Below are 25,136 nucleotides of genomic sequence, written 5' to 3' on the forward strand. Positions count from 1 at the left end.
CAAACGCATGGAAAACAGCAGCATTCAACAAAAGGAAACCGCATCAAATGTAGTCATCACCCCCGAAGCTTTGCTGGAGCAGTGGCAGGGGCATCGTCGCCTTACCCGTAGGGTGATTGAGGCTTTTCCTGAAAAAGAACTTTTCAACTTTTCAGTAGGGGGTATGCGCCCATTTGCGGCATTGGCTATGGAAATGATTGGCATAGCTGGTCCCGGCATGCGAGGAATCGTAAGTCGTAAATGGGAAAATATAGATGTTCTGATGGAAGAAGCCGAAAAAAATGCCCCTCAGACTAAAGAAGGTTTACTTCAACGCTGGGACGAGACTACTGAGGAGATCAATAGATTATGGCCACAAATTCCTGCAAACCGGTTTCAGGAAGTGGATAAAGCTTTCGGGCAGTACGAAGGGCCCATCTACTGGAACTTCTTTTACTTTGTTGACAATGAAATTCACCATCGGGGACAGGGCTATGTATACCTGCGTGCCCTGGGCATTACCCCTCCCTTTTTCTGGGAGCGTTAGTATGTATTTATTTTATCTCAAACTCCTCTGCTCAAGAGGAGTTTTTTTATGTAGGTCGCGCTCTGATAGTAATTTTTAAAAAGGTTTGCCAAACTATTTTGTCAAGGGATATCAACATTATCCGCTACTATAGGTTATGAGTTTACTGAGAGAATAAAGGAATCTATTATTAATTTTTTAAACTTTTAATGTTATGAATGCAGGGAAATCACTACTGGCAGGTGTAGCGGGGGCCACTTTTTTAAATGTTTTACATGAAAGCGTACGCAGGATAGTCCCTACTGCTCCAAGGGTAGATTTATTGGGGAGAGAAGTTGTAAGACGCGTTTTTCATAAGCAGGGAAAAAAAGCACCCAAAGGAAATAAAGAATATGCCATCACGCTGGCAGCTGATGTGCTTTCCAATGCAATCTTTTATAGCCTGGTGGGCTGGGGAAAAGGTCGCTCCGCCTGGATCAGAGGGCTAGTGTTAGGACTGAGTGCCGGCTTGGGAGCGGTTAAAGCTCCTGATTATATGAAGTTATCTAAAAAAGCAGTCAAGCGACATCAATCTACCAAACTGATGACAGTGGCCTGGTATCTGCTAGGTGGTATTGTTGCAGGTGCTGTAGCTCAAATCATCAGTAAGCGTGACTAGAGTTTTGTAGCATAATACTATCATCTTCTGCTTCAGATGCTGCTGCGCTTGAAGTAGAATACATTGCCATCGCTGGTCCTAAATATTTATGTATAAAGCTACTCAACAAACCCAAAGCACCTCCCATCACCACCTCAATGCTTATTCGCAGACTGTATGATTTCAGGGGTGCTCCCGTGATAGCCCTGAGCGTCCTTGCGCTCTTTGTGCTGGAGAGAAAGTTTCCTTTGAGAAAAAGAAAGATGCCTCAGGTTCCCCGCCTGCTGACCAATGTCCAACTGGTTTCTCTTGCTTCCCTCAGCCTCCGGCTGGCTTTAGTACTGGCCGTTGTACATGCAGCCAGATTCTCCCAAAAGAAGAATTTTGGTTTACTCAGTTGGCTTCCCCTCCCTCCTGTATTGTCTAATGTACTCAGCTTTATGCTGCTGGATTATAGCAACTATGGCTGGCATTGGCTGAACCATCGTTCCCGCTTTATGTGGCGTTTCCATCAGGTACACACCATGCCGATCTGGATATGGATGTATTTACCGGACTGCGTTTCCACATAGGAGAGATGCTGATTTCAGTCTTTTACAGAGTTACCTGTGCAGCATTGATCGGGCTGAGCAGAGTAATTGTCACGCCTCGCATGCATGGTACATATCACTCCATCGTCAGGCAGGAAACCGACAATAATTACTGCATTGTCCTGACCTTCTGGAATCAATTGCACCGCACTTTTAGGATAGATATACCGCAGGAGGCCATTAATATCGGTGTGCCTTATGTGAGAAAGCATCTGGAGGCAGGCGAACTGATGAAGATGCCCTGGGAAAAAGCCGGTAAGTGGGAACTTTCCGAGGGTACCGTACCGCAAAAAGTTCCAGTAAGTCTCCCCACAGATGATATAAAGGATCTGTGATTAATGTGTTAAAGCCAGATAAACTTTAATCCATCAGGGTTTATGTTTCACCAAGCCTCTGCTTCTAGCGCTTACGCAGATAAATATCGCTGCTAATAGTTTCCAGTGCCAGCCTTCTCCCCCCATCTCCGATTTGTCCTTTGAGGGTATAGCCTACAGTCTGAGGCATATCTTTTTTATTCAGGATATCAAAGTCAAGGTCAGTATACAACTCGCCGGTAATAGACTTAAGGGCCAGCTCTGCTTCCTGCCTCTCCTGCCAGTTAAAATCTATGAAGCCGCTGATAGACTTGATCTCGGTATCTCCTTCCAGGCCTTTGGCTTCAATATCAGCGCTGATGGTCTTCAACTGAAGTATCGCAGCACGGGGTACGTTGATCACATAATGAATGTATGCGCAGACGACCACCTGCTCTTTGTCATTATAACTAACATAGCTTGCCTTACCTTCACCACAGTCTATTGCTTTTCCGCCCTTCAGTATATCCTCATCCAGATCAGCGGTAAACGTAAGCGCTTCGCCTTCCTGCACCTCCAGTTGGTAAGCCTCATTCAGGCGGTTGCTGTTGATATCAATCGTGGCAGTAAGGCTTACTTCATTTTTGTCCCAGCCGTGGAGGACAATGGATTTGCCAATAGGTAGGTCAAACACAATTTTCTGCCCGGGGCTATATTCCAGCCTACGTTCCACTATTTTCTGAGCATATAGTGAATGGCCAGCAGTCAGTAAGCAGACAGCCATTAGCAGGCTTCTCTTGAATGTGTGGTAATGCATAACTATTGGGCTTTTCGGATGTAAATATTGCTGCTGATGGTTTCTATGCCCAGCTCGGCGCCTCCACCATTGGTACTGGCTTCAATGGTATGCCCGCCTCCCAGTCTGCGCATATTATTTCCTTCACTGTCCTGTTTGAAGTCCATATCAAAATCCGTATATATTTCTCCGCTGATAGACTTCAGCTTGAAATTAGCCGGGCTGTTGGCGGGCAATGAAATTTCTACGTCGCTGCTTATCGCTGAAATTTTACTGGCCATCGCCTGGTTTAAGGTGTTAAAAACAACTTCAATATTTCCGCTGGTACTTTTGGCGATCACCGGCCCATCCACATTGAGCAGACGTACGTCGGCAGAATTACTCTTGATCTCCACTTCGTTCTTCATATTCTCCACCTCTATATCCTGTCCGTTCCAGTTTTGCTGCGAGATGCTAAGCTTTGCGTTCTGAGGGATTTGGATGATGTACTCTCCATCCTGGTTGGAAGCTTCTCTGATGAGTAATGTGCCTCCTTCTTCGGTGACCGATAATCCGGTACTGGTATTGTCCACAGCACTGTTGTAGAGCGGCCGCAGGCCTTTGGCTCTTTCCGGCGGAGCTTCGTAGTCCATGGCAGAGATTTTCACGTCATTACCCTCGTAGCCTTCTACCTTGATATCGCTGCGGTTCAGGAGGATTTTTACCGGCTGGTTAGCTTTCAGTGCCTGGGTAAACTCCTGGGCATAGCCAAAACTGATAATGGTACAAAGCAGGAGGCTCAGTAAAAACTGTTTTTTCATCATTTTCATAATTATTTTTGATAAGAGTTAATGTATTTAGCGCTGGTATGTATTATGAAGACGAGGCAGGAAGAGAAGCATTACAACCCCTCTGAAAAAATAGGAAGGATCGCTGTGGTTTGTCCAACTATTAGCAGTAGAAAAATGTCACTTAAGAGAGCGGAGCTTCTTAAATAGCATTAACTTTATTTCAACGGAACCAATCTTAAGCATACTATGGACAGACAACTCATTCTCTACATCGCCATGAGCCTGGACGGCTATATCGCTAAGGACGATGACAATATTGACTTTCTTTTCATAGTAGAATGGCCGGGCGAAGATTATGGCTATGCAGCCTTTCAGCAGCAAGTAGATACGCTGATCTGGGGAAGAAAGACGTATGACAAAATGTTATCCTTCGGTATTGAGTTTCCGCATAAAGACAAAAGATGCATTGTATTGTCCAGAACAAAAAAGGGCAGCGATGAAAATGTAGAATTTTTCAGTGGCGATTTGAAAGCTCTGATTACCGAACTCAAGCAGGAGGAGGGAAAAAATATTTATTGTGATGGAGGAGGGGAACTTGTATATGCCTTACTGAAAGATGCATTGATTGACAAAATGATCATTTCCATCATTCCTCACCTGCTAGGCAGTGGAGTAAGGCTTTTTAAAGATGGTAGGCCCGAACAGCATTTAAAATTCACCCATAGCGCTACCTATCCTTCAGGCCTGGTACAGCTCTGGTATGAAAAACATGATAAGCAAGATGAGGCTTCTGCTGCTCCAAAACAAGAGCGTGCGTAGACTTTTGGAGTTGATCACTTGGCTGAAAATATTTAACAGATGCTTGTACCCTAATGCGGTAAAAATATTGTAGCTTCAGATGGGTGGTAGGTTTATTCTTACTACCTGTAAACGATGAAAAGAAAACAATTCCTCAGCATGCTTGCTGCCGCTCCCTGGCTGGCGAGCAGAAAAATGAAGCCCTTGCCTAACAGAGAAAGTAAGGGTTTTGTAGTGAAAGCAGGTGTAGGTCGTATTCACGGGCATATACAACTGAAAGGGGTTAACGGCAATATTCTGGATGTAAAAATTTCTGGGAAGGATACGGACGGAGACATGGCTATCTTTGAACAAACGAGTATATCACCTAAAAGAGGAACGCCCTTACACATACATCCTTTTCAGGATGAGGTTTTTTATGTGGTGGAAGGAGCGTATTATTTTCAGGTAGGAGATGATAAGTATCACCTTTCAAAAGGGGATAGCATTTTCCTCCCCAGAAATGTACCTCATGCCTGGACGCAAATGAGTGAAAGAGGAAAAATGACAGTGATTTTTCAACCGGCAGGAAAAATGGAAAGTTTTTTTGTGACGATGGCTTCTCTGGAAAAAGAGCCTACCCCTGAAGAAATCGCAGCAATATTTGCAGCAAATGAAATGGAAGTTGTCGGTCCAACGCTGAAGATAGATTAGAGAAAAAATAACCCGTCAGTTGTTAAACTAACGGGGTAAAGCGGTTCATCTTAGAAAACGGTTATTTGATATATCTGAAGTCATGCTTGTCTTTGAGCTGTAGCAAAAATTCATACATCAGTTGTATCACATTTTCTACGTCATCCTGATGGGCCATCTCCACCGTAGTGTGCATGTACTTCAGCGGCAGGGAAATCAGTGCGGAAGCTACTCCCTCGTTAGAGTAGGCGAATGCATCGGTATCGGTGCCCGTAGCCCGTGAAGCAGAGGCCCGCTGAAAAGGGATCTTTTGCTTTTCGGCTACATCAATAATCATGTTCAGCAGATTATTCTGCACTGCCGGTCCGTAAGTGAGTACCGGCCCCTCACCTGCCTTCAGGTCTCCGCTTACAATCTTATCATACATAGGCGAAGCGGTATGGTGACATACATCCGTGATAATGGCGGCGTCCGGCTTGATCCGCTGGGCAATCATCTGAGCGCCTTTCAGCCCCACTTCTTCCTGAACAGCATTGACCACATACAGGCCAAATGGTAATTTCTTCTTCTTCTTTTTGAGCTGCTTGGCTACCTGGGCGATCATAAAACCTCCAATACGGTTGTCCAAAGCCCTACCCACGTAATAGCGATCGTTCAGTTCCATGAACTCATCTTCAAAAGTGATGACCGTGCCTACATGAATTCCTTTTTCCAGCACCTCATCCTTTGAATTGCAGCCACAGTCAATGAAGATATTTTTCATGCTGGGGGCTTCTTCCTTGTTTCTGTCGCGCACGTGAATAGCCGGCCAGCCAAATACACCTTTCACAATGCCTTTTTTGGTGTGGATATTCACTCTTTTGGAAGGGGCGATCTGGTGATCAGAACCTCCATTGCGACTGACGTAAATATTACCTTCATCCGTGATATAATTGACAAACCAACTGATCTCATCGGCATGTGCCTCAATGACTACCTTATACTTTGCTTTGGGATTAATGACCCCTACGGCGGTGCCATACACATCGGTGAAATAGCTATCCATGTAGGGCTTCATATAATCCAGCCAGAGTTGCTGGCCGGAAGACTCAAAACCGGTGGGAGAAGCATTATTCAAGTACTTTACTAAAAAATCTTTACTGTCTTTATCCATGATATGGGTTTAATTTTTAATGGGTTCTGTTTAGCTATCCATAACAGCAATCGGCTGAGCATGTTTAGCTGAGCAAAGCTACAAAACACGTAAGGAAAAGAATAACCGGTAAATGCGATTTAAGTAGGCATCAATAAAGCGCTGGTCTCAAAAAGACTTGTTTTCACCTTCAGAAACATGATAAAGCATCAGCGGACTGGGAGGTGGTAAGGCTCCTTCGCGAGGACGGTCACGGTTACGGGTTAAAGTCTCCCAGCGGAGCGTGTAAGTATCTCCATCATCGGTTTGGTCAGTAAGCAGGTTGACTTCCATCCCCGAAAAAGCAGAGCGTACTTCTTCCAGATCTTCAGGATAGCCTTTGTCTACCGGCAGTTCTTTTACTGTAGCGAGGCTTTCTTCATCCAGCATGAATTTCTGTAGCCCTAAAGTGTCTATCCAGTACTGCTGGGTAAGCTGTCCTTGTTCTACGACAACAGGAAAAATACCCAGCCTTTTGCCGAGAGAACCTCTCCCCCCAAAATCCCAGCGGAAGTCCCAGTCGGTAGCCTGATAGATTTTCCAGTCTTCCTCTTCTCGTCTTGCATTATAAACCTGTGTGTTGCCTTCAGGCCCAAATTTATGATAGGTGACTACCAACTGGTCGTTCTGGTCAAAGCCAATCTTGGTATTGCCGTTGATCATGCCTTGCTCAACTGGTACCGGATCAATGATTTCGCAGTTTTCCAGGGTAATGGGTAGAGGCTGAGGTGTACCATCACTTTGCTCCCAATGGACCAGGTCTTTGCTCCTGGCATAGGAGATGTCATGATTGGTTTCGGCATCGGGCGTCTCCCGCCATACCCAGATCAGGTGATAGTAATCATCCGGGCCGGGTACAGGACCGTGCAGGTAGGCATTCCTTTCCCCTTTTCCGTCCATGAGGGGTTCATCTAGCAGGCGGCTCCATGCTTGCGTCTCAGGGTTGTAGCGGTTGTAAATTTGATTGCCATTGCCACTCCCGCCATCCCGGTAGGTAAAGATAAGGTCGCCATCGGGTGAAGAGAAGAATTTGGGATAAGTAGCCCGGCTTTCCAGATTTCCAATGAGTTGTTCCTTGCGTTCAAGACTATTTACATCATAGGTCTCAGTGGCCTGGAAATAGACCAGGCTATCCACATGCATATTACCGGATACATGCAAGTGCCCTTTGCTGTCCAGCTCCATGGAGATGTAATTGTGTGAATCCCAACCTATGGTTTCGGGTAGCTTTTTCTTCTTCCAGTTCTTTTCTCCCAGTTTGCGTTGTGCTATCGTCATCACCCGATTGCTATCATAATAGGCTGCAAACTGATGCGGTGGATCGGTGAGCAGGGCGAAGCCTACCGGATGTCCTGACCATACATCATCAATGTATAGTGAGTCAATCTGCTTTGTTGCTGGAGCCGTGTCTGCGGTAGTGCTAGGTGTGTTGCAGGATAGCAGCATAAACGTGCATCCATAAGATAAAGCCAGGAAAGCCAGTTTTCTAGAAAAAAGCATAGTGTTTAAATCTGATTTTTGGAATAGGTGGTTGAGTATTTTTAATTCATAGGGTCACAAAATATCAAAAAAATAGGGTATGATACATCATCATACCCTAAAGACTTTATGCCTCATTTTTACGCTAACATTCCGTGCGGATCAATGACGAACTTGGTCGCGGCTCCTTTATCAAAGTCCTGGTAACCTTTTGGTGCGTCATCCAGGGTAATGGTCTGTACATTGACCGCTTTCGCGATCTGTACCTTATCGTAGAGGATAGCCTGCATCAACTGTCGGTGGTAACGCATTACAGGGCACTGACCGGTATGGAAAGTGTGGGATTTTGCCCAGCCCAGCCCAATTCTGATATTTAGATTACCTTCCTTGGCTGCTTCTGTGGCAGCTCCGGGATCACCAGTGACGTACAAACCGGGGATACCAATAGCCCCTCCCGCACGGGTTACCTGCATGGCAGCATTGAGTACAGTAGCCGGCTGTTCCTCATGTGCATGGTGGCCGTGCCCTTTAGCTTCAAAGCCTACACAATCTACCGCTGAGTCTACCTCGTTGACACCTAGAATCTGGGCAATCTGGTCTTCCAGTGTGGCTTCTTTTCTCAGGTCAATCGTTTCACAACCGAAGCTTTTCGCCTGCGCTAACCGCTCAGGAATCATATCTCCTACAATCACTACCGCTGCGCCAAGGAGGTGGCATGAGGCAGCACAGGCCAGCCCTACGGGTCCGGCTCCTGCTACATAGACGGTAGACCCTGGCCCTACCCCGGCGGTTACGGCACCATGATAACCGGTAGGGAATATATCTGATAAGAGCGTGAGGTCACGTATCTTTTCCATCGCCTGCTCCTTGTCAGGAAACCTGAGAAGGTTAAAGTCTGCATAAGGGACCATCACATATTCTGCCTGACCACCTACCCAGCCTCCCATGTCTACATAGCCGTAGGCGGCACCTGGCCTTGCAGGGTTGACATTCAGGCAAATACCCGTTTTCCCTTCTTTACAGTTTCTGCAACGGCCACAGGCAATGTTAAAGGGAACAGAAACGATGTCTCCTTTCTTAAGAAACTCCACATCCCTTCCAACTTCAATGATTTCACCAGTAATCTCATGTCCGAGTACTAGTCCTGCCGGAGCCGTAGTACGTCCCCTTACCATATGCTGGTCGCTGCCGCAAATGTTAGTAGAAACGATTTTTAGAATGACTCCGTGGTCGCATTTCCGTTTGCCCAGGGCCAGTTTAGGAAAGTCAATGTTCTGAATTTCCACCTTGCCGGGCTCAATGTACGCTACTCCTCTGTTGTCTGCCATAAGTTTTTTGTTTAGGTTGTTTTAACAATTTAGTAAAATGAATGGTATAAAGAGAGTGTTTTTATAAAATTGCCAATAAAGGCAAAGAGGATATATTTATAGTAAGTTTGCATATAGTAAATTAATGAATGAATAGAAGGAGATGAAAAGTAGTGTACAGCACACCAGTATTTTGAAGGTAGGCAATGATACTCATCAGGAGGTAGACCTGCTGGCTGTGGAAGAGCCTATGGAAATCCGTCTGACCTATGGTCCTGTTGATGGAAGACAACAAAGCAGCATCTCAGTTACCATGCGTACTCCCGGCCATGATTTTGAGCTGGCACTGGGTTTTCTCTTTAGTGAGGGAATCATTCAAAGCTACGAAGACGTGATAAGCATCAGGTACTGCCGGGGGGGCGACCAATCAGAAAAGCAGGAAGCAGCAAAAGAGAATATTGTGCGGGTAGTACTTTCTCCTGATACCAGGCTTGATCTGCAACGATTGCAACGAAATTTTTATACTACTTCCAGCTGTGGTGTTTGTGGTAAAGCGTCTATTGAAGCGCTGGATACGCTTTGTAGCCCACCGCGTTCTGACAAATTTAGTGTAAACGTTAAGGCGGTTCATCAGGCGCCGGCAAAGTTGCGCGCAGCCCAATTAGTATTTAACCATACCGGAGGGATACATGCTGCTGGATTATTTGACAAGGATGGCAAACTGCTGTTGTGGCGGGAAGATGTGGGTAGGCATAATGCCTTGGATAAATTGCTGGGGACCTCACTGATCGGGAATAAGTTTCCAAAAGACTGCTTTTTACTGTTGAGTGGCAGGGTAAGTTTTGAACTGGTACAAAAAGCTTTGATGGGTGGTATCGCTATGATCGCGGCGGTAGGAGCCCCTTCCAGCCTGGCTGTACAGCTTGCCCATCAGTATGATATTACATTGATAGGCTTCGTAAGAGACCAAAAGTTTAATATTTACAGTGGCAGTCACAGAGTAGCACTTGAAGAAAAAACACCAACATTTACTTAAAATTTACATATGTCTAAGGCAACTAACTTATCTGCTGAAAAAGCTGAGGAACAGCATAAGATAAAATTGACACAGCCCAAAAAGGTGGCTGCGGGGCTACCGGCCATTCTCAGTTCAGCCAAGCATGTATACGGTGATGTAGGTATAGTAGAAGGGACCCGACTCATGAGCCAGATCAATCAGTTTGATGGCTTTGACTGTCCTGGATGTGCCTGGCCTGATCCGGATGACAAGCGTTCACCGGTTGAGTTTTGTGAGAATGGCGCTAAAGCAGTAGCCGAAGAAGCTACTACTGATACATGTAATCCTGCCTTCTTCAAAGCCCATTCCGTAGAGGAGCTTAGGCAGTGGACTGATTATGAACTGGGAAAAAGTGGCCGGCTCACCGAACCTATGATTTTGCGGGAAGGAAATGACTATTACGAAGCTATCAACTGGGATGAAGCCTTTGACATTATCGGAAAGCAGCTACAGCAGTTAAATTCTCCCGATGAGGCCATTTTTTATACTTCAGGTCGTACCAGTAATGAGGCGGCTTTTCTGTACCAGCTCTTTGTGCGACAGTACGGGACCAACAATCTGCCTGATTGCTCCAATATGTGTCATGAATCCAGTGGCACTGGCTTGTCAGAGACAGTGGGCATAGGAAAAGGCTCGGTTACGCTGGAAGACTTTTATGAAGCAGAAGTGATCATGATTATGGGACAGAACCCCGGCACCAACCATCCCCGCATGCTCACTGCACTACAGAAGGCCAAGCATAATGGAGCGAAGATTATTTCTGTTAATCCACTACCTGAGACTGGCTTGATGAGTTTCAAGAACCCACAACACCCCTGGGAAATGGCGGGTAAAGGTACTGCACTTACGGATATTTTTTTACAATTAAGATTGAATGCGGATGTGCCCTTGCTCAAAGCACTCATGAAAATTCTGCTGGAAAAAGAGAAGCAAAATCCAGGGATGGTGCTGGATGAAGAATTCATCCGAACCCATACCAGCGGATACGAAGCGCTGCTGGCTGATTTGCAAAAATATGATATTGATGAACTGATCAGTCAGACCGCCATTTCCAAAGCTCAGATTGAAGAGACTGCTGAATTACTGGCTTCCAGACAAAAGATCATCATCTGCTGGGCGATGGGCCTGACCCAGCATAAAAATGGTGTGGACAATGTTCGAGAAATTGTCAATCTGCTGTTGCTTAAGGGAAGTATCGGCAAAGCCGGAGCAGGCACCTGTCCGGTAAGAGGGCATAGTAATGTACAGGGTGACCGGACTATGGGTATCTGGGAAAAGCTGAAGCCGGAATTCAGACAAAAGCTCAAAGAAGCCTTTAACTTTGAACCACCAGCCAAAGATGGTTATGATGTGATGCACTCTATGGAGGCTATGGCTAATGGTAAAGCCAAGTTTTTTATGGGAATGGGAGGTAATTTCCTGTCTGCTACACCGGATACGGAATATACTGCCAAAGGACTGCGGCAATGTAAAATGACCGTACATGTGTCTACCAAGCTGAACCGAAGCCACCTGGTGCATGGCAAGACCGCCCTCATCCTGCCCTGCCTGGGCCGTACCGAGCTGGATATGCAGGTAAGCGGCCCTCAGTTTTTGTCAGTAGAAAATTCTACTGGGGTAGTACACCAGACCCGAGGCGGCAAAGATCCGGCATCTCCCCATTTACTGAGCGAACCCAAAATTGTAGCGGAACTGGCTAAAGCTACGCTGGAGAGTAAGTCAACAGTGGACTGGGATGAGATGGTCTCCGATTATGATCATATCCGTGATGCTATAGAAAAGACCGTAGATGGATTTGATGCTTACAATATCAGAGTGCGTAACTCAGGAGGTTTCTATCTGCCCAATGGCGCCAGAGTAGGTAAGTTCAATACAGATACTGGTAAAGCCAAATTTACCGTCAATGAGAACCCTGATCATCAATTGGCAGAGGATGATTTTCTGATGATGACCATCCGAAGTCACGACCAGTACAATACGACCATTTACGGTTTGCATGACCGCTATCGGGGTATAGCGTACGATCGTAGAGTAGTATTAATGAATAAGGAAGACATACGAAAACATGGTCTGAAAAAGGAAGATAAAGTTAATCTTTATAGTTATTATGATGGGTCGGAAAGATCAGCAGAGGGTTTTCTGGTAGTGCCTTACAGCATTCCCAGGCGATGTGTGGCTACTTATTTTCCTGAAGCCAATACACTGGTTCCTCATAATCGTATGGCGCGTAAAAGCAACCAGCCTATCTCCAAGTCAGTGGTGATTAAAATAAAGAAGAGTGAATGAAGTGAGGAAAGGCCGTGGAGCTTAATTACGAGTTGCGCATTAGGCTATTGTTTTTCAGCTTGGAGGTCTTTAAGGGAGTCCTCACTGCTCCGGCATCCCGGTCGGCAGGGGCTAAGCGAAGAACTACTTTAGTTGAACAAGCTTAACTACTGCTATGACTTACGCCTTCCATCAGTCCGCGGATGTAGCCGATGGCGAATAGGGTGCCAATGGTGCTGTAGCCAGGGTGTTCGTTGCTGTCTCTGGCCATCGTAGGCACATGGTCAGGGCGTATGGGTCCTTTAAAGCCTACATCATAATAGGCCTGCATGGCACGGTACATATCGGTCTTGCCATCATCATGAAAGGTTTCTTCAAAATTATTCTTACTACCCCTCACATCTCTGAAGTGCACAAAGTGGATCTTTCCTCTTTTTCCGAAATACTCAATGGCAGCGGGAATATCTACACCTTCATCTTCTCCACCCATAGAGGCAAAGCTCCCCTGGCAGAAGGTAAGGCCGTTGCTATCACTCGGCACAATCTCTATCAAGCGTTTGAAAGCATCAACTGTGGTCATGATGCGGGGAATGCCTCTGATCATATCTATGGGCGGGTCATCAGGATGAAGGGCGAGTTTGATGCCATACTTTTCTGCCTCAGGTATTACTGCTTTAAGAAAATATTCTATGTTTTGCCACATAGCTTCGTGGGTAAACTTACCATACTCTGTCAGGGGTTCATCCTTGATATCTTCTATGTCAAAAGCACTGACCAGCGCGCCTCCGCGACTGGGGCGGTCCATCGTGGTGCGTGCCCAACTGATGACCGGCATCCAGTTATAGCAAACCGTATCTATGCCTAACTGGGAAATATTTTTCATAAAGGTGATGAAGTTTTCTATCTCTTCATCCCTGCCTTCCAGTCCTAGTTTGGTTTTATGATACAATGAAGGCGGTCCTTCTATGACCCTCAGTTGCAAACCTTCTTTCTGCCAGGCTTCTTTCACCGCTTTGATGACGCTGTACTCCCAATTAGGCTTGTCATTCATGCCAACCATGTGGGGACTGATGCCTCCTACAGCCCCCAGTACCCTCATTTGCTTGGCCAGTTCTACTTTATAGGGTTCTATGCCCCAGAAATAAGCCAGACACATCTGCATACCGGCATCCTGCACTAGCGCTGAAGTGTCTGTTAAAGATTTTCTGACTTGATGAGGTGTATTTGCTGAGGCGTTATGGATGCCACCAATAGAAAGCGCAGCCACTGAGGCGCTTTTTTTGATAAAATCTCTTCGGTTGTTGTGCATAGCAATAGGTATAGGTATGTATATAAATAAACACCTTTTGCCCGAGAGATGCAACGCCAAAGTTGCTTTACCAGCTCAGCTCAATGCTGCACATTGACTGAGATGAAAAGGGAGATAGGCATTGTACTACCTCCCAATGATTCATCTACTGGATAGTAATATCCCAGGTGATATCCACATCGGTAGTGCCATCCTCAGAGGTAGAAGTAGCAGACTTAATATCCGGTTGATGAGCGAGCGTAACTCTGAAAGTGCCGCTGGCAGCATCTCCTGTTGTCCATTGGGTTTCTAGCCCTATGGGTTGCCCGTTCTCATCCTGATCCTCATAATTGAGCGGGTCGTTGCGTTCATTACTGCCGATATTGCCATCACCGCTGGGGTCAGTGAAGAGCCCTTCGGTCCAGCTGAAGAAGAACATATGTTCACCCCCCTCTTCCCTCACCTCTTCAGTGATACTTTCGGTATCATCCGGATCAATGGCATTGAGCAAGGTCATTTCCATTGTGTAAGTGGTATTAGTAGCCAGTTCAATGTCTGTAAGTACAGGGTCATTACTTCCTTCTCCGTCGGCATCTACCCAGGTGGCAGTCACAGCATCGCCACCCCCCTCAGGTGTGAAGGTAAGTGTGACATTGGTAATAACCTCTTCTTCGTTTTCGGCAGGTGGCACATCATCATCTTCTTCGCAGGCAGTAAACAGCAAAGACACAGCCACAAGCAGCACATAGGCCGCATAGTTCATCCATTTCATAAGTGTAAATTAATTAGTAAGAAAAATTAGTGTTGAATACCAGAGTATTGCTTCTTAGCCGCATCAGCTTCTCCACTCACACCTATAGGCCTATATGATAGGCGATAGTTTTACCGGTATAATTACCATATGACTGAATAGCATAACTATTCATCCTATGACTCATGAGAAAGATAAAAGGTAAGTGGGCTAAGAAAGCAGATTGTCATACCAGGGCAGGAGGTGCACGGGGAATCAACTGAGCCGTAGCCTCTATATTAGGAATTAAGTAAGTAGCGAGTTGATAGGAATGCTCTACTGAAAAGGGCACATAGTCAAACTGCCAGAGTGCTTCGGCCATATCTTGTAGTGTCCACCACTCACACAGGCGACAAAAATCTTTGAGGGGCGCGTTATCATCCGGTGTAGAATCGTTCGGAACATTGCCTTCAATCTGTTTCAGATCATGAATAGCACTATGAGATGTGTGTCCCTGCAGATGTAAAGGGAACCAAATTAAATACATCAGCAACAGATAGACCATAAGTCCTCTGGCCAAGCTTGTTCGGAAAGTATTTAATTGGTGTATGAACATACTTTTTCAAAGTAAGGTAGACACAGTTAATAATGCAAACCTGTTGCGTAAATAAGTCAGAAAGCTCCTTGTTTGTTTGATAGAAGCGGTTGTTTACGGTATAAAATTTGAGAAAAGTAAGCTGAAGGCTATACGGATACGGACTTTAAATGATCACTTTTGTCATTTCTGGAAATATGTCGGAACTTAGTAAGGCTACATTGCATTTAGCAAACAAACAATTAACCACAAGTACACTATTGCTGGCTGATACTCCGTTAGCAAACAAAAGGTGAACTCAAAATATGGCACGATTCATATTCTTTTTGAGCTTTTTTATGGTAATAGCTTCTATAAGCAGACAAGGGTATGCCCAGACTTCTGTAGAAGAACCTGCTCCCCTGGATACTGCCGGACAGTTCATACTGGACCCCGCCACCAAAGTACCACTTACGATCAATCTGGATGCGGAAGAGGAAGAGGAGGAAGAAGAAGAAAGCGAGAAGAAGGAGAAAAAACGTAAAAGAAACGTTTATTATGATATCAAGACCAGAAAAGGATATGCGGAGGCTGGTTATGGTCAGGATGTCATTATTGAGCTTTTCCATTATCTGAAAGATTACGAAGAGCCTGACCCTTATGTACGTGATATCTATTGGTATGATACCAAACGGAATCAGATACGGTCTACTCGTAACATTCAGGAAGATAAAGCACAAATACTGCATGGACCTTATCAGAAGATGACTGAAGATGGCGAAGTGCTGGAAGAAGGTATTTTTTACAAGGGTACCAAGCATGGCCGATGGACCCGTTACAACAAGGAGTATATCTTACTAGATAAAGAAAAATATTCTAAAGGCTGGCCACGTGACTCTGAGATCACATATTATGATAAGGATGAACTGAATAAACTGAAAGAGGTAATCCCTATAGAGTACGGTCAAAGAGAGGGCTACTACTACTACTTTCATGAAAGCGGGCAGATCGCGGTAGAAGGCGAATTTCAGCAGGATAAAAAAGTAGGTCTGTGGACGGAGTATTACGACTATAAAAATCGCCTACCCAAAAAGCAAATCAAATATCCCGACGACCCTTTTGACGAAACTCTTCCTTACACCACCAAAGAGTGGACTCCTCAGGGTCAGGTAGTGTACGAACGAGATAAAAAGTAAAGTTACATGCCTGAAAAAGACGCACAGTACTGGATAGATCATCTTAACATGCAACCTCATCCCGAAGGAGGATATTATGCTGAGACCTATCGCTCGGAGGGAAAGATTCAGGAACTAGACCGATCTTACAGTACGGCTATTTACTTTCTTTTGCTGGAAGATAAGTTTTCCGCTTTTCACCGTATCCACTCCGACGAGATGTGGCATTTCTACGCAGGCAGCCCCATAGAAGTATTAGTATTGGAAAAGAACGGAGAACTTAAAACACATCGTTTGGGTGGCAAAGCTGATCAGGGAGAAACATTTCAGCTGGTAGTGCCCGGTGGTTTATGGTTCGCTTCCCGCATGGCAGATATTTCCTCTTATGGTCTGGTGGGTTGTACCGTTGCTCCCGGTTTTGACTTTCAGGACTTTGAAATGGCCAGCCGTAGCGCTCTGATTGAGCAGTTTCCCCAACATACCCAAGTCATTACTGAGCTTACTTATCCCGAATAACTGAAAGCGACGACCCTGCGCTTTTGGGAAAAACTAAGAAAAGATCGGAGTAGTAGTCCAACCATTAGTCCATATTTTGTTTCTTAAAAGTATGGAAATCCAATTTAAAAAACGTTTCTTATTCCTTTTGCTGTAATTATATGGTGAATTATCGTAGGCTGTAGTCTGACCCGTTTTTTTAATGAGGGCTTAAGTGTATTTTTGACATTGTATCTTAGTATAGATGTCAAGCCAAATATTGATTGATGAAGAAAATTATACTGTGCTTAGGGTTTATTGCTTTCTCTTTTTCTAAAATATATGCCCAGACTACTTTTCCTATTATTAAACCTCAGCAGGTAGACTTGTATGAGTATAACAAGTACAAGCTCATGCCAGACAATCAGGGGACTGAAGTTAAAAGTATGAGTGAGTTACCTAATGCTATCTTTCGCTACCGCAATAATACGATCAATGCTTCTCTCCTCAACCGCAACCTGATGGGAGCGGCTCCTTTTCAAAATGAAAGCTATCAACTCAAGCTTCCCAATATGACTGCTATGCCTGATACACTGGTGATGATGGTAGGCATACCTAATGAGGAAGGAGAAAGGATTGTAAGTGCAGTGGTCATCGGTAATCTGCGCGATCGTCTGGCTTACTTCGTGGATGCCAACCACAATTTTGACTTTTCGGATGATGGTGATTTCATGGTTTTCAACGAAAAGGAGACATTTAGTAAAGTAAGCATACAGCCCGAAGGCAGTGAGAAAAGCTGGGAATACACGATCTTTGATCTGGGGCTGGAAAAAGAATATCTTAAAGGTTTGGATATTTATCTGGTAGAACCTGCTGGTAAAACGAAGAAGCGAAGTTCGGAACCTAAGTATCAGGTGCCTATACTAAGTATGGGGTCCAGGCTAAACCTGCAAGTAGCTTTTACTACCGGTAGCGGTGATATGTATTTTGCTTACGACACACCCGATAATAAGAATAAAAAATACTCCGCAGCCATAGATGCTGTCTCCAGGTTTTCAGCGAGCCTGTCTTATGCATTTCGTAACTTGAATGTAGGCATCAACCTCGCATTAGATGCCAACCAGTTAGGAAGAGAAGAGCAGTACCTGACAGATTTTTCTGATACTGAAAAACCCCCTGAGAAAGTTACGCATTATAATATTGGTAACTGGTCCCGTACTCGCTTTATGTACGGCTTATTTGCTGAGTATGATATCCGCCTGATTCGCAATTCTTATCTTTCTCCTTACTTTCATCTATTCAAATACAATCATTTACGGAATGAAACTTTCTCAGGCTATGCCAATGAAATTAGTGAGGAATTTACTTTCAATGAAGCTTTCATCAACAGAGTTGGGCAGCAGTTTGGTGCTAAAATAAAGTTACCCATGAGTGAAAAAGTATTGGTAGTGTTGGATATAGGCTACACCAAAAACGGCTTTGACCTGAAAGAAGGCTTCATCCAGGAAGCGCATGATACAGATAATATTGCGGTAAACTATCATACGTTTAACTATGGAGTGGGCTGCCAGTTTTTACTTTTCAATAAGAAGGCAATGCTTAGCAAAGTGAGACCGGCAGAAGATGAGTATTAAAAAAAAGCATCTTCCATGTGCTGAATGTCAACTTCAGGTTTGGTAAGTATAGCAATGATGTCAAAGCGAATATTACCCTGCCAATCATTCTGATGGATATAATGGTCTGCTGCTTCAATCACCAGGGCTGCTTTTTTGCTGTCTACAAAATCTTCAGGATTACCAAATGCACTGCCTTTTCGTGTTTTGACTTCTACAAATATCAGTAGTTGTGCTTTGCGGGCAATCAGATCTACCTCCGCCCTTCGGTACCGATAGTTGCGGCTTATAATTGTAAACCCTTTCTTTTCAAGGAAGCGTGCGGCAAGTTCTTCTCCTGATTGCCCTGTATGTTGTGCTGGCGTTCTCATCCTTTTCCTGGAGATTGTTTATCGCAAAATGAAGTAGTTATTCCCAAAGTTTGAATTCATTTTCTATTTTGCCATTACATTATCACAAATTAAATTTTTTTGATATGCTACCCAAGATCAAGCCTACACAAACGCAAGCCTGGAAAAAACTCAGTGAGCATTATAAAAAGACGAAAGATGTACATATAAAAGAGCTTTTTAAAACTGACGCTGAGCGGTTTCAGCATTTTTCCACAAAGTTTGAAGACATACTGCTAGACTATTCCAAAAACCGCATGACGCAGGAAACATTGGCCTTGCTGCTGGAACTGGCAAAAGAGAGTAAGCTGAAAGAGGCTATATCGGCCATGTTTAGTGGTGAACATATCAACCAGACCGAAGATCGCGCGGTGCTGCATACGGCTTTACGTAATCAGTCGGGTAAAGCGGTGATGGTGGATGGGCAGGATGTGATGCCTGAGGTAAATGAGGTGCTGCAAAGAATGAAACAGTTCAGCGAGCAGTTGATCAGCGGAACATGGAAAGGGTATAGCGGGAAAGCCATTACTGATATTGTTAACATTGGTATTGGAGGCTCTGATCTTGGTCCGGTGATGGTGACTGAAGCTCTGAAGCATTATCAGGTGCCCAATATCAAAGCCCACTTTGTATCCAATGTGGATGGTACCCATATCGCCGAGACCCTCAAAGCACTTAATCCCGAGACTACTCTTTTCATCATTGCCTCCAAGACCTTTACCACACAGGAGACCATGACCAATGCAGAGTCGGCTAAAAGCTGGTTCTTAAAAGAAGGAGGCAATCAGGAAGCAGTTAAAAAGCATTTTATTGCCCTATCTACCAATAAAGAAAAAGTAGAAGCCTTTGGCATAGATGCTGATAATATGTTCGGCTTCTGGGACTGGGTAGGTGGGCGCTATTCCCTCTGGTCCGCTATTGGTATGCCTATAGCCTGCACTATTGGTTTTGATCGTTTTGAAGAGCTACTGGCAGGCGCCCATGCTATGGATCAGCATTTTCAGCAGGCGGATTTTGAGCAAAACATTCCGGTTATCCTGGCGCTGATCGGGATTTGGTACAACAATTTTTTCGGTGCCGAATCAGAAGCCATATTGCCTTACGACCAATACATGCACCGTTTTCCGGCTTATTTCCAGCAGGGTAATATGGAAAGTAATGGTAAATATGTGGACCGTAACGGCCAGCCGGTGGATTATCAGACCGGACCTGTCATCTGGGGCGAGCCGGGAACCAACGGCCAGCACGCTTTCTATCAGTTGATCCATCAAGGGACCAAACTGATTCCCTGCGATTTTCTGGCACCGGCGCAGACGCTGAATCCTGTGGGAGATCATCATGAGAAACTGTTGGCTAACTTCTTTGCCCAGCCTGAAGCTTTGATGAATGGCAAAACGACAGAAGAAGTGAAAGCAGAACTTGAAAAACAGGGTTTGAGTAAAGAAGAAGTAGAAAAGCTCACGCCTTACAAAGTATTTGAAGGGAATCGTCCTACCAATTCTATCCTATTTAAAAAACTCACTCCCCGTACCCTGGGCACGCTCATAGCGATGTATGAGCATAAAATCTTTGTGCAGGGAGTAATCTGGAACATTTTCAGCTTTGACCAATGGGGTGTAGAATTAGGTAAGCAACTGGCTAAAAATATCCTGCCCGAACTGGAAGACGAAAGTAAAGTAAATAGCCACGATGCTTCTACTAATGGCTTAATTAATGCTTATAAAGATATGAGAAGGTAGATTCTAAGTGTTATGGTTCTTGGTGTTATAGTTAGATATAGTGTATGCTAAAAGCTATAATACTATCGCTCCTTAATACCAAGAACCATCGCACCCTAACACTTAGAACCACGGAACCCTAACACCATAAAAAATGACCAAATTATATCCACTGAAATTCCGAACCATTTTCAAAGATAAGATCTGGGGAGGAAAAAAAATTAAAACCATCCTGGACAAAGATTTTAGTCCGCTGCCCAACTGCGGTGAGACCTGGGAAATCTCCGGTGTGGAAGGTAATATCTCTGAAGTAGCCGAGGGCGCTTTGGCAGGTAAAAACCTGAAAGAACTGATTCAGCAATACCAGGGCAAGCTGGTAGGAGAAAGAGTATATACAAAGTTCCAGGATGAATTTCCTTTATTGGTCAAGTTCATTGACGCTAATGACGACCTTTCCATACAGGTACATCCCGATGATGCACTGGCTAAGCAACGCCATAATTCATTCGGGAAAACAGAAATGTGGTACATCTTCCAGGCCGATGAAGGCTCTAAACTGATCAGCGGATTCAACCAGCCGATGAGTAAGGAAAAGTACCTGGAAGCTTTTAACTCCGGAAAGCTCACAGAGATTTTAAACCAGGAGCCGGTAAAAGCAGATGATGTTTTCTTCCTGCCTGCCGGACGTGTACATACCATTGGCAAAGGTTTACTGCTGGCAGAGATTCAGCAGACATCAGATATTACCTATCGTATTTATGACTTTGATCGTACTGACGCGCAGGGCAATAAGCGGGAGTTGCATGTGGAAGAAGCTCTGGATGCCATAGATTATCAGCATTATGATGACTACAAAACGAAATATGAACCTAAGCTGAACGAGGCAGTCAGGCTGGCGTCCTGTCCTTATTTTGAGACTTACCGTATTGAAGCAGATCAAACGATGGAAAGGAACTATCAGGGGCTGGATTCTTTTGTAATATACGTATGTATGGAAGGAGAAGCGGAGATCATCGCCGATGGTAAAGGTTATTCGGTGAAAAAAGGAGATTCTTATCTGGTGCCTGCCAGCATACAGCATACAAAACTGACGACCAGCTCAAAATTCAAGATGCTGGAGTCTTATGTACCGCAGTAAGCAAGATGAACCCTATTCAAAACAAAAAGGTAGTATTTCAACCTCTGGGCCTGATAGATTATCAGGAAGCCTGGGACTATCAGGAAAAACTTTTCGCTGACACCATTCAGCTCAAAATAGAAAACCGTAAGTTTCCTGAAGTTGAGCAGAAGGTTACGCCCAACTATTTACTTTTCTGCCAGCATCCCCATGTGTATACGCTGGGCAAAAGCGGAGATTTAGAAAACCTGCTTTTGGATGAACAAGGTTTAGCTGAGAGGCAAGTAACATTTTACAAGATCAACCGAGGAGGAGATATTACCTATCATGGGCCAGGGCAGATCGTGGCTTATCCGATTCTTGATCTGGATAATTTTTTTACTGACATCCACCGTTATCTGCGCTATCTGGAAGAAGCCGTGATCCTGACGCTGGCTGATTATGGGTTGGAAGCAGGCCGTATTGATGGACTTACTGGTGTATGGCTGGACCATGTGGAACAGGAGAACCCTCGTAAAATCTGTGCGATGGGGGTAAAGTCCAGCCGTTGGGTAACTATGCACGGTTTGGCGTTTAACGTTAACAGTGATTTGCAGTATTTTGAGTATATCGTCCCCTGTGGTATTAAAGATAAAGCAGTAACCTCCCTGGAGAAAGAACTGGGGGGCCGCCAAAATATACGGGAAGTAGAAGAAAAGCTGAAACAACATTTGTCAGATCTTTTTGAGATGGAGCTCGAGGCCGATACGTCCCGGCTATCATCCGAGGCAAAATTAGAACTATGAAGAAAGATATAGATTTTCCTAAAGTAAGAGGGGTAAGCATGGCGATCACTCGCCAAAGAAACCAGGAAACTAGAGAATACGAATACTTTGTATACCTGATCAATGATAATGCTGTAGCCTTAGAAAATGTACTAATCAACTCGGATGGATACAGTAAAGGAAAGGAAACCAAAACGTCAACCCTGCGTCATTTTGTAGAGAAAGTAGAACCGGAAACGTCTTTTAAAGTGGAAACTATTCTGCCCGATTTGTTCAGGCTCGTCAATCAGTTTTGGGTAAGTTATTATATTGATGGAGAGATGTATGATAAGAAATTTCTCTTCATGCCAGAAAGTATGCACAATGATCATTTCTCTTTCATTGAAGCAGTACAGATGGAAGGGGTCTTACATGCCTAGGCTGAAACTCCGGAACAGTACCTTCCTTTTTGATTAGCGGGTGCAGGTGTTTAGTAAGGGGCGTCCGATTTTGACAAAGTACTGAGGATGTTTCTTTAGTATCTCATTTCGTTCTGCCTGGGTTTTTGCCAGTTTATACTCTTCCATCGCCTGCTTATTAACACCATTGATATACTGTATTTCATGCCAGGAGAGATTCCAGTAGGCCAAAATGTTTTTTACATTTTGAAATAAGTTTTTTTGATTGGTATCATCCTCTTCTAAATGATTTTTGTCAATATACATATGAGAGTATGTATCATCAGGGATACTCGTGTATTCCAGGCTAACATGACGCTTAGTAGAATTCTCTTTAGTGTAGTACAATGAAATGGTGATCAGCAGTAGTGCAAACAAATAGGGGGTTATCTTTTTCATCGTTCAGCTTTTTCATTGCACATTTTATCCCTTATACCGCCCAGATAATTCTAAGTGTGCATATTAGAAGATAAAATAGCGATAATAGGTAAGAGTTCCTCTCCTTATCGTTAATAAACAGTGTTTTCACCCGAAACTTAAGGTGTTTTTCAGAGGACAACGCTCTTCTCCTGTGTCAGTTTTAGAAAAAAATATTCAGCTTCTACTCAAAAAATTAACCAGACTCATGAGTATAAGTAAAGATTAGATGCTTAAGCCGGGATCGTTTTCTGAAAAAATAATTTCCAGCAGAATTTTGATCTCTTCTGCTTTATCATAATCACCCAACTTCTCAAAAGAGACGATCAGGTTTCGAAACATGCGGCGTACGATGTCAAGGTTACTACAAGGCTGATAGAAGATATCAATAGGTTGAAGCTTTAGCTGTGCTATATAATTATCAATGTCATTCTTGCTAAAGATCAACCCCCGATTGAAGGCATTGATGTAAAACTGAGTTTCTTTTGACTTATAAGTAAGAATAAACAAGCTGGGTAAGTTTACTCCATATACCGGAAGCTTTAGCCTCTGGGCTACAAGCATATAAATTACACAGAGTGAAATAGGGTTTCCCTTCTTGGTCTCCAGCACAGTATTGATCATGGAGTTTGCCGGAGCATGAAAGTTTTTGGTATTGGCGCTGAATTTCAGCTTGCTAAAAAGTACGCTATTGAGAATCTTGACCTGATCAAAAGGGTGAACATCGGTTTTAAATTCCAGCCAGGCTTCGTAATAAATTTGTTCTAACTGCTTCTTTAAGTCTTCCAGCGTGAGGTCAGGGTATTGATAGGTGGCGATAATCCACATCCCTTCCAACATATCCTGCTTCTCGGACTTAAACCACTCTTCCAGCCTTTTCTTGAGCGCTTCAAACTGTAGGATATGGATAATATCTTCAATGCGTTTCTGAACATTGGGATTAAAACTATTTTCCCACTCTTCTTCCAAAAAGGGTATGATGATATCCCCGAAAGAAATAATTTTCTCCTCTACATGTCCCAGTACCTCTTGATCTTCATCATCAAGTAATGAAACAAGTGCTTTAAGCTCTTTATTATCCATAGGTATGTGTATGCCTTACTCTACTTATGTTTATTGTCGTGTAAATTAGTCTTTGCCTCCAAATATAGAAAACCTTACATAGCGCTTAGGGTTTTTCTTCAGGTCAACCAGCAGGCTATCCAGGTCCGCTACTGTTTGGTTTAAATTTACGTACAGAGAATCATCGTTCACAAGCTTACCCATAGTACCTTCTTTTTGCTGTATCTTTTGGGTGATAGACTGCAGGTTGCCCAATGTCTGATCTAATTTTTGTACAGTAGACTGTATCTCAATCTGGTTAAGTGAGTCAGCCAGATTATTGAGCTTCGCCATAAGCGGAGCTATACCCTGCTCTTCGCTAGTCAGCGTTTCTGAGAGTATGCTAAGATTTGAGACGATAGTTCCCAGGTTGCGACGGTTTTCTGATATTAACGATTCAGCTTCAAACGTAATCCCTTCCACGTTTTCCAATGCATTGGTCACGCTACTCGTATCCCGTGCAAATGCTGAAAGAATAAAGTTAAGCTTGGTAATGGTAGAGTCTAGCTGGTCAACAATAGGCAGGGTTTTCGCCTGCACCAATTCAGCGATGCCCACCTCTTTCTCCGCGATAAGGGTGTCCCCCTCCTGTAGAGGCTGACTGATATCCCCGGTGTTCAGAATGATGGCTTTACCTCCCAGAAGGTCGCTGGTGGTCAGAACAGCAGTAGCAGTACTGCCCACAATCACTTTTTCATCAAGCTTAAGCGTAACCAGCAGCTTATTCCCTCTCTGCTGTAGCAGGTCTATTTTATCTACATAGCCTATCGGAAGCCCATTGATAAGTACTGGGTTAGAGGATGTAAGGCCATCAATATTTTCATAGACTACATAGTAGGTATCGTTGGTAGATAATACTTCAGTCCCTTTTAAAAATCGGATTCCAAAATAGAGTATTGCTCCTGCTATTACTGCTAAGGTGCCTACTTTGACTTCTTTAGAAATTTTCACTAAAAAAAATTATTGGTTAGTATTAATCTTAGGTCGCGATTTGCAACC

Annotated in this window: 27 protein-coding genes; 15 read left to right on the plus strand and 12 right to left on the minus strand. The window is 44.2% G+C overall.

What is annotated here, in order from left to right; all coding sequences use genetic code 11:
- Positions 1-7: 7 nt before the first annotated feature.
- The 4 genes from OKW21_RS30235 (at position 8) to OKW21_RS30250 (ending at position 2,067) form a co-directional block, all read left to right on the plus strand.
- Entirely contained in the window at positions 8-526 is a 519-nt protein-coding gene (locus OKW21_RS30235; protein WP_277487075.1) for a DinB family protein, read from the plus strand.
- A gap of 193 nt (positions 527-719) precedes the next feature.
- Positions 720-1,163, plus strand: a complete 444-nt coding sequence (locus OKW21_RS30240; protein WP_277487077.1) for a hypothetical protein — start codon at positions 720-722, stop codon at positions 1,161-1,163.
- Positions 1,164-1,300: 137 nt separating this feature from the next.
- Positions 1,301-1,714 carry a sterol desaturase family protein gene (locus tag OKW21_RS30245; RefSeq protein WP_277487079.1) on the plus strand — a complete coding sequence of 138 codons (414 nt, stop codon included), beginning with the start codon at positions 1,301-1,303 and terminating at the stop codon, positions 1,712-1,714.
- On the plus strand, positions 1,681-2,067 hold the full coding sequence (locus OKW21_RS30250; protein ID WP_277487083.1) for a sterol desaturase family protein: 387 nt from the start codon (positions 1,681-1,683) through the stop codon (positions 2,065-2,067). Before OKW21_RS30245 ends, OKW21_RS30250 begins: the two co-directional genes overlap by 34 nt.
- Before the next feature lie 64 nt (positions 2,068-2,131).
- Here OKW21_RS30250 and OKW21_RS30255 read toward each other — a convergent pair whose 3' ends face one another.
- The gene (locus OKW21_RS30255) at positions 2,132-2,842 is read right to left on the minus strand and encodes a DUF4097 family beta strand repeat-containing protein (RefSeq protein ID WP_277487084.1); all 711 of its coding nucleotides are present in this window, start codon (positions 2,840-2,842) and stop codon (positions 2,132-2,134) included.
- A 2-nt stretch (positions 2,843-2,844) separates the two neighbouring features.
- Complete coding sequence (locus OKW21_RS30260; RefSeq protein WP_277487086.1) at positions 2,845-3,624, minus strand: DUF4097 family beta strand repeat-containing protein; 780 nt, start codon at positions 3,622-3,624, stop codon at positions 2,845-2,847.
- A 213-nt stretch (positions 3,625-3,837) separates the two neighbouring features.
- On the opposite strand from OKW21_RS30260, the gene OKW21_RS30265 reads away from it, so the two are divergent.
- Both OKW21_RS30265 and OKW21_RS30270 read left to right on the plus strand, forming a co-directional pair.
- Positions 3,838-4,410, plus strand: coding sequence for a dihydrofolate reductase family protein (locus OKW21_RS30265; RefSeq protein ID WP_277487088.1), 573 nt, complete (start codon positions 3,838-3,840; stop codon positions 4,408-4,410).
- Between the two features lie 114 nt (positions 4,411-4,524).
- On the plus strand, positions 4,525-5,082 hold the full coding sequence (locus tag OKW21_RS30270; RefSeq protein ID WP_277487090.1) for a cupin domain-containing protein: 558 nt from the start codon (positions 4,525-4,527) through the stop codon (positions 5,080-5,082).
- Between the two features lie 61 nt (positions 5,083-5,143).
- On the opposite strand, the gene OKW21_RS30275 is transcribed toward OKW21_RS30270, so the two are convergent.
- The 3 genes from OKW21_RS30275 to fdhA form a co-directional block, all read right to left on the minus strand.
- Positions 5,144-6,214, minus strand: a complete 1,071-nt coding sequence (locus OKW21_RS30275; protein ID WP_277487092.1) for a M20/M25/M40 family metallo-hydrolase — start codon at positions 6,212-6,214, stop codon at positions 5,144-5,146.
- A 147-nt stretch (positions 6,215-6,361) separates the two neighbouring features.
- Positions 6,362-7,732, minus strand: coding sequence for a BNR repeat-containing protein (locus tag OKW21_RS30280; protein ID WP_277487094.1), 1,371 nt, complete (start codon positions 7,730-7,732; stop codon positions 6,362-6,364).
- 119 nt (positions 7,733-7,851) lie between these two features.
- Positions 7,852-9,039: a formaldehyde dehydrogenase, glutathione-independent gene (gene fdhA, locus OKW21_RS30285; RefSeq protein ID WP_277487095.1), complete on the minus strand. Its 1,188-nt coding sequence runs from the start codon at positions 9,037-9,039 to the stop codon at positions 7,852-7,854.
- 142 nt (positions 9,040-9,181) lie between these two features.
- On the opposite strand from fdhA, the gene fdhD reads away from it, so the two are divergent.
- Entirely contained in the window at positions 9,182-10,054 is an 873-nt protein-coding gene (gene fdhD, locus OKW21_RS30290) for a formate dehydrogenase accessory sulfurtransferase FdhD (RefSeq protein ID WP_277487098.1), read from the plus strand.
- 9 nt (positions 10,055-10,063) lie between these two features.
- Positions 10,064-12,361 carry an FdhF/YdeP family oxidoreductase gene (locus OKW21_RS30295; RefSeq protein ID WP_277487100.1) on the plus strand — a complete coding sequence of 766 codons (2,298 nt, stop codon included), beginning with the start codon at positions 10,064-10,066 and terminating at the stop codon, positions 12,359-12,361.
- A gap of 142 nt (positions 12,362-12,503) precedes the next feature.
- Here the strand turns inward: OKW21_RS30295 and OKW21_RS30300 are convergent, their stop codons facing one another.
- From OKW21_RS30300 to OKW21_RS30310, 3 genes are all read right to left on the minus strand, one after another.
- On the minus strand, positions 12,504-13,649 hold the full coding sequence (locus OKW21_RS30300) for a mannonate dehydratase (protein WP_277487103.1): 1,146 nt from the start codon (positions 13,647-13,649) through the stop codon (positions 12,504-12,506).
- A 145-nt stretch (positions 13,650-13,794) separates the two neighbouring features.
- On the minus strand, positions 13,795-14,400 hold the full coding sequence (locus OKW21_RS30305) for a hypothetical protein (RefSeq protein WP_277487105.1): 606 nt from the start codon (positions 14,398-14,400) through the stop codon (positions 13,795-13,797).
- Positions 14,401-14,605: 205 nt separating this feature from the next.
- Entirely contained in the window at positions 14,606-14,974 is a 369-nt protein-coding gene (locus OKW21_RS30310) for a hypothetical protein (RefSeq protein ID WP_277487108.1), read from the minus strand.
- 284 nt (positions 14,975-15,258) lie between these two features.
- Between OKW21_RS30310 and OKW21_RS30315 the strand changes: the two genes are divergently transcribed.
- The 3 genes from OKW21_RS30315 to OKW21_RS30325 all read left to right on the plus strand — a co-directional run bounded on the left by OKW21_RS30315 (position 15,259) and on the right by OKW21_RS30325 (position 18,215).
- Complete coding sequence (locus OKW21_RS30315) at positions 15,259-16,128, plus strand: toxin-antitoxin system YwqK family antitoxin (RefSeq protein ID WP_277487110.1); 870 nt, start codon at positions 15,259-15,261, stop codon at positions 16,126-16,128.
- 6 nt (positions 16,129-16,134) lie between these two features.
- Positions 16,135-16,623: a cupin domain-containing protein gene (locus OKW21_RS30320; protein ID WP_277487112.1), complete on the plus strand. Its 489-nt coding sequence runs from the start codon at positions 16,135-16,137 to the stop codon at positions 16,621-16,623.
- Between the two features lie 245 nt (positions 16,624-16,868).
- On the plus strand, positions 16,869-18,215 hold the full coding sequence (locus tag OKW21_RS30325; protein WP_277487114.1) for a hypothetical protein: 1,347 nt from the start codon (positions 16,869-16,871) through the stop codon (positions 18,213-18,215).
- Here OKW21_RS30325 and OKW21_RS30330 read toward each other — a convergent pair.
- Positions 18,212-18,565, minus strand: a complete 354-nt coding sequence (locus OKW21_RS30330; RefSeq protein ID WP_277487117.1) for a YraN family protein — start codon at positions 18,563-18,565, stop codon at positions 18,212-18,214. The two genes, OKW21_RS30325 and OKW21_RS30330, sit on opposite strands and share 4 nt — an antisense overlap.
- A gap of 104 nt (positions 18,566-18,669) precedes the next feature.
- On the opposite strand from OKW21_RS30330, the gene pgi reads away from it, so the two are divergent.
- From pgi to OKW21_RS30350, 4 genes are all read left to right on the plus strand, one after another.
- Positions 18,670-20,322, plus strand: coding sequence for a glucose-6-phosphate isomerase (gene pgi, locus OKW21_RS30335; RefSeq protein ID WP_277487119.1), 1,653 nt, complete (start codon positions 18,670-18,672; stop codon positions 20,320-20,322).
- Between the two features lie 133 nt (positions 20,323-20,455).
- Positions 20,456-21,439: a type I phosphomannose isomerase catalytic subunit gene (locus tag OKW21_RS30340; protein WP_277487122.1), complete on the plus strand. Its 984-nt coding sequence runs from the start codon at positions 20,456-20,458 to the stop codon at positions 21,437-21,439.
- Between the two features lie 5 nt (positions 21,440-21,444).
- Positions 21,445-22,203, plus strand: coding sequence for a lipoyl(octanoyl) transferase LipB (lipB, locus tag OKW21_RS30345; RefSeq protein WP_277487124.1), 759 nt, complete (start codon positions 21,445-21,447; stop codon positions 22,201-22,203).
- Positions 22,200-22,601, plus strand: a complete 402-nt coding sequence (locus OKW21_RS30350) for a hypothetical protein (protein WP_277487127.1) — start codon at positions 22,200-22,202, stop codon at positions 22,599-22,601. Before lipB ends, OKW21_RS30350 begins: the two co-directional genes overlap by 4 nt.
- A 33-nt stretch (positions 22,602-22,634) precedes the next feature.
- Here OKW21_RS30350 and OKW21_RS30355 read toward each other — a convergent pair whose 3' ends face one another.
- From OKW21_RS30355 to OKW21_RS30365, 3 genes are all read right to left on the minus strand, one after another.
- Positions 22,635-23,018, minus strand: a complete 384-nt coding sequence (locus OKW21_RS30355) for a hypothetical protein (protein WP_277487128.1) — start codon at positions 23,016-23,018, stop codon at positions 22,635-22,637.
- 243 nt (positions 23,019-23,261) lie between these two features.
- Positions 23,262-24,119, minus strand: coding sequence for a transglutaminase-like domain-containing protein (locus tag OKW21_RS30360; RefSeq protein ID WP_277487129.1), 858 nt, complete (start codon positions 24,117-24,119; stop codon positions 23,262-23,264).
- A 45-nt stretch (positions 24,120-24,164) separates the two neighbouring features.
- Positions 24,165-25,088, minus strand: coding sequence for an MlaD family protein (locus OKW21_RS30365; RefSeq protein ID WP_277487131.1), 924 nt, complete (start codon positions 25,086-25,088; stop codon positions 24,165-24,167).
- Positions 25,089-25,136 lie beyond the last annotated feature (48 nt).

Origin of the sequence: Catalinimonas alkaloidigena (assembly GCF_029504655.1) — a bacterium.
In the GTDB taxonomy this organism is placed as follows: domain Bacteria; phylum Bacteroidota; class Bacteroidia; order Cytophagales; family Cyclobacteriaceae; genus Catalinimonas; species Catalinimonas alkaloidigena.